Source organism: Bradyrhizobium sp. Arg816 (genome assembly GCF_029989365.1).
Taxonomy (GTDB): domain Bacteria; phylum Pseudomonadota; class Alphaproteobacteria; order Rhizobiales; family Xanthobacteraceae; genus Bradyrhizobium.
In genome coordinates this window covers 62,193-75,768 of record NZ_JAPRAQ010000007.1, presented here as the reverse complement: position 1 = coordinate 75,768, position 13,576 = coordinate 62,193, and the positions used below count along the sequence as shown (strand labels likewise).

At 60.7% G+C, this 13,576-nt stretch carries 15 protein-coding genes and 1 pseudogene; 8 read left to right on the top strand and 8 right to left on the bottom strand.

Annotated elements, in window-relative coordinates:
- Positions 1–110: 110 nt before the first annotated feature.
- Complete coding sequence (locus tag OWC48_RS18795) at positions 111–1,967, top strand: PAS domain-containing protein (protein ID WP_282521299.1); 1,857 nt, start codon at positions 111–113, stop codon at positions 1,965–1,967.
- Positions 1,968–2,331: 364 nt separating this feature from the next.
- Here the strand turns inward: OWC48_RS18795 and OWC48_RS47170 are convergent.
- From OWC48_RS47170 to OWC48_RS18785, 3 genes and pseudogenes are all read right to left on the bottom strand, one after another.
- Positions 2,332–2,571: pseudogene (locus OWC48_RS47170) on the bottom strand (hypothetical protein); the annotation flags it as partial.
- A 272-nt stretch (positions 2,572–2,843) separates the two neighbouring features.
- Positions 2,844–3,206 (bottom strand): hypothetical protein, encoded by a 363-nt coding sequence (locus OWC48_RS18790; RefSeq protein ID WP_282521298.1) that lies wholly within the window; start codon positions 3,204–3,206, stop codon positions 2,844–2,846.
- Positions 3,207–4,184: 978 nt separating this feature from the next.
- Positions 4,185–4,349, bottom strand: a complete 165-nt coding sequence (locus OWC48_RS18785) for a hypothetical protein (RefSeq protein ID WP_282521297.1) — start codon at positions 4,347–4,349, stop codon at positions 4,185–4,187.
- A gap of 250 nt (positions 4,350–4,599) precedes the next feature.
- Between OWC48_RS18785 and OWC48_RS18780 the strand changes: the two genes are divergently transcribed.
- Positions 4,600–4,860, top strand: coding sequence for a hypothetical protein (locus OWC48_RS18780; protein WP_282521296.1), 261 nt, complete (start codon positions 4,600–4,602; stop codon positions 4,858–4,860).
- A 35-nt stretch (positions 4,861–4,895) separates the two neighbouring features.
- Here the strand turns inward: OWC48_RS18780 and OWC48_RS18775 are convergent, their stop codons facing one another.
- On the bottom strand, positions 4,896–5,117 hold the full coding sequence (locus OWC48_RS18775; protein WP_282521295.1) for a hypothetical protein: 222 nt from the start codon (positions 5,115–5,117) through the stop codon (positions 4,896–4,898).
- On the opposite strand from OWC48_RS18775, the gene OWC48_RS18770 reads away from it, so the two are divergent.
- Positions 5,116–5,247 (top strand): hypothetical protein, encoded by a 132-nt coding sequence (locus OWC48_RS18770; protein ID WP_282521294.1) that lies wholly within the window; start codon positions 5,116–5,118, stop codon positions 5,245–5,247. The two genes, OWC48_RS18775 and OWC48_RS18770, sit on opposite strands and share 2 nt — an antisense overlap.
- A 751-nt stretch (positions 5,248–5,998) precedes the next feature.
- Here the strand turns inward: OWC48_RS18770 and OWC48_RS18765 are convergent.
- The 3 genes from OWC48_RS18765 to OWC48_RS18755 form a co-directional block, all read right to left on the bottom strand.
- Positions 5,999–6,196, bottom strand: coding sequence for a hypothetical protein (locus OWC48_RS18765; protein WP_282521293.1), 198 nt, complete (start codon positions 6,194–6,196; stop codon positions 5,999–6,001).
- A 438-nt stretch (positions 6,197–6,634) separates the two neighbouring features.
- On the bottom strand, positions 6,635–6,874 hold the full coding sequence (locus OWC48_RS18760) for a DUF3551 domain-containing protein (RefSeq protein WP_404979785.1): 240 nt from the start codon (positions 6,872–6,874) through the stop codon (positions 6,635–6,637).
- A 364-nt stretch (positions 6,875–7,238) separates the two neighbouring features.
- Positions 7,239–7,511, bottom strand: coding sequence for an AlpA family transcriptional regulator (locus OWC48_RS18755; protein ID WP_282521292.1), 273 nt, complete (start codon positions 7,509–7,511; stop codon positions 7,239–7,241).
- 242 nt (positions 7,512–7,753) lie between these two features.
- Here OWC48_RS18755 and OWC48_RS18750 point away from each other — a divergent pair, with 242 nt between their 5' ends.
- From OWC48_RS18750 to OWC48_RS18735, 4 genes are all read left to right on the top strand, one after another.
- Complete coding sequence (locus OWC48_RS18750) at positions 7,754–8,068, top strand: hypothetical protein (RefSeq protein WP_282521291.1); 315 nt, start codon at positions 7,754–7,756, stop codon at positions 8,066–8,068.
- Between the two features lie 119 nt (positions 8,069–8,187).
- Positions 8,188–8,892, top strand: a complete 705-nt coding sequence (locus OWC48_RS18745) for a hypothetical protein (RefSeq protein WP_282521290.1) — start codon at positions 8,188–8,190, stop codon at positions 8,890–8,892.
- Entirely contained in the window at positions 8,889–9,239 is a 351-nt protein-coding gene (locus OWC48_RS18740) for a hypothetical protein (RefSeq protein WP_282521289.1), read from the top strand. Before OWC48_RS18745 ends, OWC48_RS18740 begins: the two co-directional genes overlap by 4 nt.
- A complete protein-coding gene (locus tag OWC48_RS18735; RefSeq protein ID WP_282521288.1) occupies positions 9,236–11,254 on the top strand; it encodes an AAA family ATPase in 2,019 nt (672 codons plus the stop codon). The genes OWC48_RS18740 and OWC48_RS18735 overlap by 4 nt, the downstream gene beginning before the upstream one ends.
- A gap of 641 nt (positions 11,255–11,895) precedes the next feature.
- Here the strand turns inward: OWC48_RS18735 and OWC48_RS18730 are convergent.
- Positions 11,896–12,546: a recombinase family protein gene (locus OWC48_RS18730; protein ID WP_282521287.1), complete on the bottom strand. Its 651-nt coding sequence runs from the start codon at positions 12,544–12,546 to the stop codon at positions 11,896–11,898.
- A 333-nt stretch (positions 12,547–12,879) separates the two neighbouring features.
- Here OWC48_RS18730 and OWC48_RS18725 point away from each other — a divergent pair, with 333 nt between their 5' ends.
- Positions 12,880–13,404 (top strand): hypothetical protein, encoded by a 525-nt coding sequence (locus tag OWC48_RS18725; RefSeq protein WP_282521286.1) that lies wholly within the window; start codon positions 12,880–12,882, stop codon positions 13,402–13,404.
- Positions 13,405–13,576 lie beyond the last annotated feature (172 nt).

Below are 13,576 nucleotides of genomic sequence, written 5' to 3'. Positions count from 1 at the left end.
GGCGGTGCGAGTCAGCGGCTTTGCTCCATCGCTCTGGAGATGGGAGCGTCAGGTTGCCCGATTGGCCGAATGAAAGGGACCGACCCAGTGGCGGCACTGGGAGCCCCCGCATGTCCGTGGCGGGGCCTAACGCGCGGTCGGAGCAAGAGCAAACCAATCTAAATTCGGCGACGATACCGACGTCGCGTTTTCTCCCGGTTATTTGCGCTGCCATCGCTATCGGGATCTTCGTCGCTGACACAGTTACCCCCGCAGAGTTCGCCTTCGGCGTGCTGTACGTCAGCGTGGTGCTGCTAGCGGCCAAGTTTCTTCAGTGGCGCGGTGTTGTACTCGCGACATTGGCATGCATGGCGCTGACGGTGCTAAGCCATGTTCTGTCGCCGCACCAGGTATCGCTAAGCATCGCCGTTGCAAACGGCCTTCTCAGCCTTGCGACGATCGGCGTTGCGAGTTTCCTCGCCGTGCAAAGCCAATCGAGAGAACTGGTGCTGCGCGAGCAGGCCGGCCTCCTCGACCTCACCCACGACACCATCTTCGTGCGCGACATGAACGACACCATCGTCTACTGGAATCGTGGTGCCGAGGAGCTGTATGGATGGAAGAAAGCGGAAGCCGTCGGCAAGGTCACTCACCAACTCCTGCAGACGGTCTTCCCCGTGCCGCTCGAAGAGATCACGGCAGGGTTGCTCCGCACGGGTCGCTGGCAAGGGGAACTCATCCACACGAAGAAAGACGGCACGCCGGCAATCGTGGCGAGCAGGTGGTCTCTTCAACGGGACGCGCGCGGCCATCCGGTTGCGACCTTGGAGACCAATAACGACATCACCGAACGCAAGCGGGTGGAGGATCTGACCGGCCAGGTGTTCGAGAATTCACCCGATGGGATCTGTGTCATTGGACGCGATTGTCGGTTCCAACGCGTCAACCCGGTGTACGAGCGGATTTGGCAAATACCGGCCGACAGATTCGTCGGCCAGTACGTTGGGGATCTGCTGGGTACAAAGTTTTTTGAGGAGATCAAACCGTATCTAGACCGCTGCTTCGCGGGAGAAGGCGTCGGCTTCGAAGGGTGGTTTGCCTATCCCATCGGCCGGCGCTACCGGGTCGTGACCTATTCGCCTCTGCGGCTGCATTCAGAGGGGGTCGAGGCTGCGCTCTCGATCGTTCACGACCTCACGGACCACATGCTGGCCTCCGAAGCCTTGCGCGCGGCGCAGGCGGAGCTCGCGCATGTCAATCGCGTCACGGCGATGGGCCAACTGACGGCCTCGATCGCCCATGAGGTCAGTCAGCCGATCGCCGCGGTGGTCACCAACGCCGACGCCGCCTTGAACTGGCTCGCCGCTGAGCCGCCCAACCTGGATCGGGTCCGGGAGATCCTCGGCCAAATCGCTGATGACGGCAACCGAGCCGGCCAGGTCATCGGCCGGATCCGCGTCCTCATCAAGAAGGCGCCGCCGCGCAAGAGTCGGTTCGACCTCAACGAAGCCATCCTCGAGGTCATCGCGCTGGCCCGCAGCGAATTTCTAAAGCATGGCGTCTCGCTGCAGAGCGGGCTCACGGCCGGCCTTCCGGCCGTGGACGGCGACCGCATCCAACTCCAGCAGGTTATCCTCAACCTGATCCTCAATGCGGTCGACGCCGTGAGAGACACCGACGAGGGAGCACGGGAGGTGCTGATCAGCACGGAGGCGGATGCCGCGGGCGGCGTGCTCGTCACCGTGCGCGATTCCGGCATGGGGCTGGATCCGAACGATGCGGAGCGCGTGTTCGAAGCCTTCTTCACGACCAAGCCGGAGGGTATGGGCATGGGCCTCGCCATCTGCCGGTCGATCATCGCCGCTCACGAGGGACGGATGTGGGCGAGCGCCAATAAACCTCGCGGCGCGGTGTTTCAGTTCACCCTACCTCCAGAGTCGGACGAGACCGCTCGCGCAAAGCCCGCCGGCCAGATGCCGGCGGTCTGAGGTTACAAGTTTTGCGGGCGAAACCGGTCCGTGCTCGGCGGCGGCTGTCCTTACTGTGCTCGCCATCTGGTCGAAACGTCGGCTTCGGGTCATAAGCCGCCGATGGCGGCCGCTCTGCACGAAGTCCGCTCATCGCCGGCCAGCCGACGTGTCAGTGGGCCATAGAGACCTTCCGCTAAGGGGCCAGAAGGAGACTTAAGGCGACGATTTCAAAATCCAGCAGTTTGATCGTTTTGTTGTTTAGAGCCTCGGTTGGCCCGTAGCATGGCATCGTCGGCATTGGTCGTCTGCCCGCTGTCGGTAGCCAATTGGCCTTCGATCTGGTGTCTTGGGTCCAACATAAATCGTTACGCTGCCATCGTCGTTAGGATTCATTTTGTCGATATCGTAAGGATGACAGCGTGGTCCGGTTGGAATTGCTGTAGATGATCCAGGTGGTCGCGTAGCCGTTCTGGCGCGGAAACCATGCCGGTGCGCTTCGATATGATTGTGGTGTAGCCATCGTAACCGGTTGCGGCGTCAGCGATGCATGGTGATCGCGGCCGGTAAGCAACGCTGCCCGGGTCGGCGAGCATATTGCCGTGGTATGGGACCGGTTGAACCGAACTCCGACGTGGGGTCCGCGGGCGAACCGGGCTCTGGTGGAAGCCGAGGCTCACCTCCAGGGTCACGCAGATCCGGCCGTGCGGCAACTCAGCGAGGCGCGATGGTGCAGCCGTAAGCGCACAGCCCGTCGATGACGACGGACTTGCCGAGCCTGGCTCCGCCGTCGTCAAACGATCTTAACCGTCGCGGCTCTTCTGTCCGCCGAAGCAAGAAAAAATCAGCCAAGACGACGGTTTCATGAGCGCAGCGTCCGTTCGGTGCGGGTCAGCATCAGTACGGGCGATATCCGCCACAGATGTAGTTGCCGTAGGCGTCGTAGCAGTTGCGTTGGTTGTAGTAGGCCGCGGAACCGACGGCGGCCGCGCCGAGCGCCGCCGCTCCGACCGCCACGCCGGGGCGATAGGCATAGGCGCCACGATAGCCGCCCCGATAACCGCCATGGTAGCCGCCCCGATAGCCGCCGCGAACCGCCACGGCCCGACCGCCTCCCGGACCGCGAACCGCGACCGCCCGGCCGCCGCCCGCGCGGTAGCCGCCGCGGGCGTCGGCGGGCTGCGGATCGAAGGTGCCTGCGATCAGCACGAGGCCCGCGATGGCAATAAGGCCTTTGGCAACGAGACCTTTACGTAGCATGCGTCTTCTCCGTGGGTTGCGGGGAACGAGATCGCACGGCGGTTCGCCAGTGTTCGAGTTTCCCTCGATGTCGCCCCCGATGCCGCGTTCTCCCGTGCCGATGCTGTCATCGCGACAGGTCAGCGCGTGAATCCATAACGATGAACCCGCGTCTTCGTTCAGTGCTGATGTTAGCTTTCCTCCTCGGTCCGACAACGGTCCGAAAGATGGTTCCCGCCGCCGGGCGCGGCTCTGATATTCGTCGGATCGACGATCTGGGCAATGCGGTGCTGGGAGCCGCACTGGAAACCGTCCAGATGGCTAGTGGCGGGTTCGTGGCAGCCTGGCATTCGCAGCGCGAATCATTGTCTTCAACAGCGGCCAGATCGACGACAAAAGGGGACGGCTTTCCAAAAATGGGAGGACCGCGAGTCTCGCGAGAGGACTCCGCAACACGGGACTTTCCGACTAATCTTGAGGTAGCTTGGATGGAATTGGAGCCGAAGCCAATGTCCGTTTTGGGTCTTGGTTGTGTGAAAACCCCAGGACGCTCGACGGCGATAGAAGAAGTTATTCGCTCAGGACCGTCTTAGCGGTCAAACTCGCAAGCGCATTCAACTTAGAGAGCTAGCCGAAGATTGGAATTCTAGCCGTGTTTCGATCTTTCGCGTTTTTACACAGCCAGGGTCACTTCCGGACTTCCACGCGGTCCAAATCGAAGTCCGCTCTTACTGCACCAGCAGACATGAGCGGCGGAAGGCCCCAGGATGGCGGTCCGCCCGCAAGTTGTCCGGGTCCTTCTGAGTTTGCTGCATGCGCGGGGACCGCGCGACGGCCCGCCCTAAACGTATTAGCATTTTCGCAATCTCATCTAAATTTGGTACCGTATCGCACACAGAGGAGCTGCCGCGCCCGGCAGCGTGGCGCTGACCGAATACGAGAAGCATCTGATGGTCGATGTCTACCTGCTGTTATGAGTGCCTTGGCGGTAAGGCCCCCTCACTGCGGCCAATCCTTGCAGAGCGTGATGCCGATCATGATCAGGGAGCCGATTGCGACTACCACCGGGCAGACAAACGGCAACTCTTCCAGCACGCAGATGACGACCGCCCGGACGCGGAGGGTTTTCTTCGTATGCGCAAAGCGCCAGCCTGCCACACCCATCGGACATCTCCGTTTGGCCCCCAGCAGCGGCGGTCTTACTCTTCAGCACGCAGCGATTTCCCGCTATCGCTCATTCGGATGTATCCCTGGATCAAGGTGAAGGAACCCTTGCACTAGCCATGGCGCCAGCGGATTGATGCGAGTAGATTGCTGCCCGTCGTGGCAAGCCACGCGGCTTTGATTGGACAACGCGAATCCCTGGTCGTTGATGTGATCGGAACCGCTTCGCGTTGCTAGGAATGTCTGCAGCATGTGGAGCTGGATGATGCTGGGGCTAGAAAGCAATCGCGTGATCGGACTGCGCCTAGCGAAGTTGATGCGCGGCGGCAAAGCAGCCCAACGTGAAGCCCAGCGCATGGTGAGTGAAAAAGTGCTGGCGGCGGCGAAGGCCGGTACAAGCCTGATGGCTGGCGCATCCGGAGACAAGATTGTAGCGCAGTATCGAAGGAAGGTGGCGGCCAACGCCAAACGGCTAAGCCGCAAACAAACACGCAAGCGAAAAACGCGGTGATCCTTCGGCAGGGCTTACTTGCGCGGGCGATCCGCTTACCGCATTTCTAGTTCTTTGATCGCCAGAGCCGATATCTCTGCGGGGTCACGGACATCGGTTTGCGCGATCTTGATGATCTTCTTGGCGATCATTTCCGTTAGCGGGTCGTCCCGATCCTTCACGCAGAGCGTATGCAGCGCTTGCTCGTAGGCTGCGGTGATCGAGCTAATCTCTTCCGGCCTCATGCCAGAGTTTTGTAGTAGCCGGTAAATAGCCATGTCACTGCTCCTCGACCTTCGCAATGAGCAAGATGGCAACGGCCGCCATGTCATCCTCGTCTCGCTCAGGCAGCGAAAGCATCGCGTAATGCTGGCGACCAAGGAAGGTGTCGGGCGCTGGCGTCTTTAGTATTTCCCGCGAGTTTGCCACTGTCTCACGCATACGCGCGCAGATTTACGTCATCTCGAAAGAGCCAGCTCTGATAGTGCTGATATCGCTGTGTGCCAGCATGCGATCCCCTCTTTGTGCAGGCGGGAGCGCAATCGGTCTCTCAGCCACCGACGCCTACGGGCAGTGCCTCGGCCGGTGATGCGAATAGGACCGAACCGAGTAGGTTCCTAGAAGAAAGATCAGTCTGTTTTACCGAATTGTGCGGACGCGGATTGTGTCGCAACGCCCATGCAGATTTACCTATGATAAAAAATCGCGATCTCGCCGGACCTGAGCAAGCCCGATGCGCGTTGTGAGCGCAGCAGCGCGGAAGTTGCCGGGCAACGAAGCCCAAGCCGAGGGTGGCCGCCATGGTTGAGGTCCCTGCAACCCACTTCACCCCTGACCATTCCCCAGACCCTGAGCAATGCCGGGCGATCCGCAAGGAGATTGGCGAGCGGCTTCGTGGTGCCCTCGCGGACGATGCCGAGCCGCTACCGTTGCGACTGGAAGGTTTGGTCGAGCGGCTTGCCGAGTTGGAGGGCGGCGCGCCCTCCATCGCTCCTAACGGCGGGGACGCGTCTGCATCCCGGCCAGTCTGGAAGCTTCTGCGGCGTCTAGTGGCCTTTTGGCGCTTCCCCTAGGCCGCCACACCGGATGCGGGCTCAGAGCTGATCTTGCACGCGCTGATATGCCGGATGCCCACTCAAAGGATAGTAGGGCGAACGGCTCACGCTGAACGGCGGGAATTTCCATGCGGATGGTGCTTGAAGAAGAAATCAAGCTTCACAGGTTCGCCGGTATCTCGCCAGAACAATCTTTTGCCGATGCTGCCCGCCACCGCCAGGCGATGGTGGCCCCCGAGCAGAATATAATCATTCGTTGCTATGGCGATGACCTCGCCGGTTTCATCAACGATGATTTTCATGCAGCGCCTCCAATGCAGCGCGCGTCCGTCGGCGCAGCGCGATGATGCGCAAAAAGCAAACCTTATGTCGGTCCCCGCGTTCCAACCCTGAATATGGCTTGCGCAAGCCACTCCGCGCACCACATTTCTGTGCGAGTTGGTACAAAACGAAAGCGCGAAATCAAAGAAACAGCAAATATCCTCAGACGGCGCGGTCGCGCGTACCCCGCGAAGGGGGCGTTCCTTGGGGGACCCGGCAAGGCCGCGCGGAGGGTGGTCACTTTCGACGGTCCAGCTCCGTTCTCTTTGGAGCGCGATCGTGCTCCGTCCACGCTGGTGCGCGTCGCGTCGTCGCGCATCGAGCGCGGCATCACACTGGGCAAATCCGTCACAGTGACGTTGGGATCTGCGTCACATCGCGGCAGGCGGCGCGCACCGAGAGCAGACGGCATTACGTCGTCACTGATGCGTTCGCTTGTGACGCACTGCGGGCTTCCTGCCTTTCCCGGCATAGTAAGGATTGACCACGCATGATGCCCTGCGCCCCGATGCGGAGGCCTGACACTGGGCCATATTGGTGTAGGCGCACTCGAAATAGTAATCCATGAAGCCGCCCGTGTAGACTTGGAGGCAAACCGGGTAAGCGGGATCGTAGGTCTGCGCCTGCACGGATGTGGCGGCGTAGAGTGCGCCGCTCACGATAAAGGACTGGAAGGCGCATCGGAACAGTCCTCAATCAGGCCAGGACGTTAACTGTGCTCGGGGAAGAGGTGACACCGTTTCGATCTCAGGCGCAAAGGCTATTCCATGAGGACGAATATGAATCGACCATAACGCTGGCTTTGGCGGCCGAGAGCCAAATGCCTAATGTTGACGTGCCTTGCCTCGCCCTCTCTTCGGATCGCGCTCATCATTGTCGTTGATAGCGGTCTGCCACGCGACGACTTGATCGCGAAGCCAAAGTCGTCGGTTGGGCTGACCTAGACCAGGCGCGGGAACTTTGGGCTCGTCACCATCTGGCGCGGCGTGGGCATGGCATTCTCCCGGCCTTCTGACGTTCAGCTCACGATGCAATGCTTTGCCGCCGTCGCCCCTTGCCGCGTCCTCGCTTCGGGTTGCGCTCATCATTGTCGTTGATAGCGGTCTGCCACGCGACGACTTGATCGCGAAACCAGAACCGCCTGTTCGGGCTGACGTAGACCGAGCGCGGAAATTTGCCGGCGCGCTCGAGGCGAAAAAGAGTGGTGCGAGAGATCGGGACAAGCTCGAGAACCATTTGCTCAGTTAGCATGGGCCGCAGGTCGTGCCGGTCGCTTCGCCTGGAGGTGGTCGTCATGCTTCACCTCGATATTCCTTGAAACAGCATGCGGCCACGATAGCGCGAGGCCAGATTCAGTCGAGTGTCTGTTCGATCACGAGTTTGGGACTAACTAAAAGAAAGCTGTTTAAGAAGTACCTGTGTTGCAGGGGTTTTTTAGATTTTGAGATTCTTGAGCTAACCAAAAGTAAGCTCTCGTTTTTCAGAAAAATTCTTTTCACGTTCGAAGGTCGAGCGCACACTGTTCGTCAACAAGGTGAGTGAAGGCACTCGGCATCCTAAAGAGGAGAAGCATCATGGCGTGTCGATCGCGCGAGGAGAATAGTCTGCGCAATCCGGTGCCGCGTGCGTCCTGGACCGTCGATGAGTTCTGCTCCTCAGTCGGCATCTCGAGATCCACGTACGAACGAGCAAAGCGCGAGGGCTGGGGGCCCCGCGAAATGGTGCTTGGCCGCACCGGCATCCGCATCGCGGACGAGGCCGTGGCCGCGTGGATTGCTGAGCGAGAAGAGAAGGCCGCGAGCATCGCTGCCAATAAACGAGATAGGCAGCGCCAGGCCGAAGAGGCCGCCTAAGCAAGACGCCGCCCCGGAGAGTGGGGCGGCGTTTCTAAATCCCGACCGGAGAACGATCGGCGTTTCCAACGCCCTTCCAATACGCCGGTCGGATCTCTCGCGCAAGAGGGGTGACCGGTATGACAAAAGGCAAACTGTCGTGGCGTGACGCGCTGCCGATCCATCCAGCTGCCGAGCTGCTGACGCTCATGTCCGAGCAGGAGCTGCAAGAGCTCGGCGACGACATCCAGAAGAACCGCCTGCATGAGGGCGTCGCAGTGTTCGAGGGCCAGTTGCTGGATGGCCGCAATCGGCTTGACGCGATGGAAATGGCTGGCGCAACGCTGGTCACCGCCAATGGAAAACCTGACTGGGAGAACATCCCGCATCGCAACGCAGCGGGCCGGGACCCGATCAGCTACGTGCTCTCCAAGAACTTCCTGCGACGACATCTCTCCACGGAGCAAAAACAGGAACTGATCGCCAAGCTTTTGATCTTGGCGCCAGACAAGTCGAACCGCCAGATCGCCGCGATCGTGAAGGTCGATCACAAGACGGTCGCTTCGGTCCGCGCAAAGGAACAATCAAGTGGGGAAATTCCCCAGTTGAGGGAGACGATCGGCAGGGACGGCAGGCGCAGGCGAGACGGCAGAGGATCCACTGCCAACTTAAAAGGGGCGCTGCAGCTTGATGTGGCTCAGGGTGACGTGGTCGTCGCGAACCACGGCACCTCGGTCTACGGCGAGTTGACCGAGGCGTGGCGCAGGGCATCCTGCAAAGAGAGGGAGCAGTTCCTGGGGTTCACCGGCCCGGCGTACGTCAGAGACGTCGAGTCCGTACCATGACCGATCCTCACGGCAAATACGCAGGGGCGTTCGACCACTACGATGAGACGTTTGAGAGCGCGATGTCGGCGGCGATCACCAAGGCCATCATAGAGACCTCAAGGGTGGACGACTCCGGCGTGGTTATCTTCAGAACTGCGGAGACGGCGTCTGCCCTGACCACCGCGCTTGCCGGGATGCTCTCCATGTCTCTGGCAGCAACGCACTCCAAGGCCGTCACCTCCAAGACGCTGAGAGAGCTCCGGAAGCGGCTGCACCGTCGTATCGAGCTGATCCGGTCTGATGCGGCGTTCCACGACTTCATGAGCCGGGTCGTCCATGGTGGCGGTGCAGGGGGAAATGCATGACGCCGATGGACGTGCGCCAGATCTTGTTGCGTGGTGGCTATGAGCCGCTGCCGCTGGTCGGCAAGCGCCCGATCATCGAGGGCTGGCAGAAGCGGGACCAGACGTCAGCAGGCGACATTGAAATCTGGAGTAAACTCTACCCCCACGCAACGAACACGGGCTGCCTGACGCGGCGAATGCCCTCGCTGGACATCGACATCCTCAACGCGGATGCGGCTCAGGCAGTTGAAGACCTGATCAAGGACCGTTACGGGCATGTCCTGGTTCGGATCGGGAAGCCGCCCAAGCGGGCAATATTGTTCCGCACTGATCAAGTCTTCAAAAAGATCACTGCGAACCTCACGGCACCGAATGGTGTAAGTGAAAAGATCGAGTTCCTGTGCGACGGGCAACAACTCGTTGTCAATGGCGTCCACCCGGACACCGGCCAGAGCTATTGCTGGCACGGCGGAGAGCCCGGGCGAGTCCTTCTTGCGGAATTGCCGCACATCAGCGGCGGTGAGGCCCAGCAGCTCGTTACGGATATTGTCGCGCTGCTGGAGGCGAACTTTGGCTACCGGCGGCCGCTCCACAAAGGCAAGGGCTCCGACGCTGACCTGGCCGGCCCGAGCGATTGGAAAGAATTGACCGCAAACGTCATCGCGGGCCATGCGTTGCACGACTCCCTGCGCGGCCTTGCCGCCAAGATGACGTCTTCCGGCACGAGCCCGGGGGCCGCGGTCAATCAATTGCGGGCGCTCATGGAGGCCTCGGCTGCACCTAGGGATGATAGGTGGCGCGAACGGTACGCGGAGATCCCGCGTCTTGTCGAAAGCGCGGAACAGAAGTTTCCGGTGTCAAATGGCGGCGCAGGACTTCAGGAGTGGAACGCTGCTCTCGATCGCGACGCGCCGCCGCCGCGCGCGTGGTTGCTCGGCAATAGCCTTTGCCGCCGATATGTGAGCTCGCTCTTGGCCGGGGGAGGCACTGGCAAGTCTGCCATGCGGATTCTCCAGGCCCTCGCACTCGCCACCGGGCGCCGACTGACTGATGAGCACGTCTTCCAACGCTGCCGCGTGCTGATTGTTAGTTTGGAGGATGACGCGGACGAGTTGCGCCGGCGCATCCTGGCTGCCTGCCTTCACTACGACATCGCCAGGTCGGAGCTGGATGGTTGGCTATTCCTCGCCGCGCCGGGCGCGAGCGCAGGTAAGCTGAAAGTTATGAACGCCGCCGGCCATATCATGGACGGGCAGCTCAGGGGCCACCTCGAGGCGGCGATCGAGAGGCACGACATCGATTGCGTTATCATCGATCCCTTGGTGAAGGCCCACCGCATCGAGGAGAACTCGAACTCGGCCGTGGATGGCGTTCTTCAAGCGTTGTCAGACATTGCCATACGCTATGATATCGCCGTCGACGTGCCCCACCATACCTCAAAGGGCCAAGACAGACCGGGCGACGCACATCGCGGTCGAGGCGCGAGCGCCCTCATCGATGCCACCCGGCTGGCCTACACCTTGACGCCAATGAGTGAGGCGGAGGCGCAACAGTACGGCATCTCTGAGGGGCAGCGCCGGCAATATGTTCGCTACGACCGCGCCAAGGTGAACCTTGCTGCCGTTGGCGGTCGCGAAACTTGGTTCAAGTTGATTGGCGTCAGGATCGGCAATGAGACGGACATGTATCCCAATGGTGACGAAGTTCAAACGGTCGAGGTCTGGAACCCTCCGCGTCTGTGGGCGGATTTGCCGGATGCTCGGCTGAACAGCATGCTGACTGAGATCGATCGAGGCTTGCCGGACGGCACCTTCTACACGGCTGCGCCGAACGCCTCCACCCGCGCGGCTTGGCAGGTCGTCAGCAAGCACGCGCCAGAAAAGCCCGAGCGAGAGGCCCGCAAGGTCATCCAGACGTGGTTGCGGAGCGGGCTCCTGGTCGAGTTCGAGTACAACAATCCAGAAACCCGAAAGACTGTGAAGGGCCTCCGGGTCGACAACGCCAAGAGGCCGGGAACAATATGCGCATTGGATTGAAGCCAATGGCGCAGCAATGGCGCAAGCCAATCTGCGCGTTATTGATCGGTGCCCTAAGGGAAAAGCTAATGCGCAAATGTGCGCGCATTAGCCTTTCCCCAACGGAGCACCAATGCGCAAATGAGCGCCACCAAATCAACTGATGAAGCCGATACTCCGCCACGAACTCACCAGAGGAATAGCGGCCATTAGGCCATTGAGGCGCCTTGTGCGGGCAAACTGAGTCTCATCCTTGTGCAAAATACATGGTGGCGCCACCTTTGTTGTAGCCAAACAAGCTAGTGACAGAGGAGCCGGGAGGATGCGTCACAAGACTGCCGGGAGCGGAAACGCGGCATGGAGAGCGTCTCGGATACAAACGGCGATTAAGCCGGGACGCGCCAACAGGCGGCTGTGCGAGGCTATCGCGCGATGCACGGGGCAGCGCTGCCGCAACATCGCCTTGAAGGGCGTTCCGACCTGCTTGAAGCACGGTGGGCGCGGGTTGCAGATCATCAAGCGAAACCGAGAGGCGAAGTACGCACTTTCCCGGAAAATGTTCAGCAAAAGTAAGCGGCCTGCCAGAGGCATCCCTGTGGAATGAGGAGAGGAAGGCGGCAGCGGTCAAGAAGCGCTCGCCGACGTCACTTCGTGGTCAACGCTTAGTCGCCACCAACTCCAAGCCTCTTCATGACGCGCATCACCGTCATTGCATTCCAACCGCCTCCACGAGGTGCGGGTATCCCACGCTCGGTCAGCTCCTGCGCGATCTCCCGGTAGGGAAGATCCCACATGGTCTTCAGGATAGGCTCTAGCCGAGCGTCCCGACTCGCTGCAGCGGCTTTGTTGATTTCGGCCTGTCTTTGATTGCCGAGCCGCTTGCCTCGATGCTTAGCCTCCGCAAGAGCTAGGCGGGTGCGTTCAGCGATGACGTTGCGTTCCTTTTCCGCCACAGCGGCATAGATGTGCAGCATGAAGGGGTCAACGCCCTTGCCCAACTCCGAAACGATGAACGGCACCCTTTTCGCCATCAAACCGGCGATGAATGCCACGTCGCGCGAAAGCCTATCCAGCTTGGCCACAACGACCGGACACTTGAGCTGTTTAGCTTTCCGCAAGGCAGCGGCGAGCTGCGGGCGCCTGTCGAGCGCATCTGCACCTTTGCCGGTCTCGACCTCTGTAAACTCGCCTGCGATCTCCATGTCCTCGTTGCTGGCGAAGACCGAGACGAGGCGCCGCTGGCCGTCGAGGCCGAGGCCTGAGCGGCCCTGCTTCTCTCGGGAAACGCGATAGTAGGCGACGATAGGCTGCAAATCATCAATCTCGTAACAAGCAAACGAGCGTCAGTATGTTACAAGGCGCGAATCTGCGCAAGAGCCGCGCGTGGAAGAGGACGGAAGCATTTGAATAGAGCTCAACGCCCGAAGCCGTGACGGTGTGGGGCAGCGGCTGGTACCCTGGCGACCGCCCCCCTGGCGTCCCCCAACAGTCGCATCTCAAACGTTCGCAACACCGCGCGCCAAAATTTTTCGGCCTCCGACTAGGCGAGGCATTTCGCTCAGCATCGTGCTGCGATACTGTGCTTGAGAGTCGGGCGCAAAAGCACAGTTTTCCTACCCGCCAAGGAATCTATAGGAGAGCCGAAGATGTCGCCTTCTGCCACGCACGTCCTCTTAGAGATGCCAAGAGAGCGACCCGAGTTTGAAGCGGCTTGGCTCGCCAAGGCGAGTGAAGCCGAAGCCTTATGGTCGGCCGCGCAGGAGGATCGGGAGTTCCACGATCAGGCCTATCTGCTTCACGCCGATGGCATTCCAGATTTATCGGCCTTCGCTCGTGAAACGCTCGATGAGCTGAGGCAACAGAATTGTGCCGCCGCATTCGAGCTGTACGCGGATGGCTATGGCATGTTCAGCCGCGAATTCGCGCTCATGGTCCGGCTCGGCTTCTTTGTCCACGATGGTGTTTGCTACCGGTTAGTGTTGCCAAGATTGCTGGCGCCGCGACTTATGCGTCAGGCCGCAGTCAGCCTCTGCGCGGTTGGCGAAGATTGGGGAGATGATGTTTTCGTACTGACGCCGGAGCGTCATCTTCATATGCACTACCAGTCCGACGCAGAGGTGTGGCAGTCCAAGCGGCGTGCGATGGGGAGGTTCGCGGTGATCGGCTCCTAGCCTTTGGGTCAGGTCCGCCTCATCGGTCGCAACGGGGTAAGGCACAAGGCACGGTATGGCGAGGTGGGGGTGGGTGCACTCCCCACTCGCTACCGGGGCCGTTCGCACGACTGGGATCGCGCTAGCTGCCGCCATCTGCTGTTGACCTTCGATTGGCCAGTATCGCCAGCAC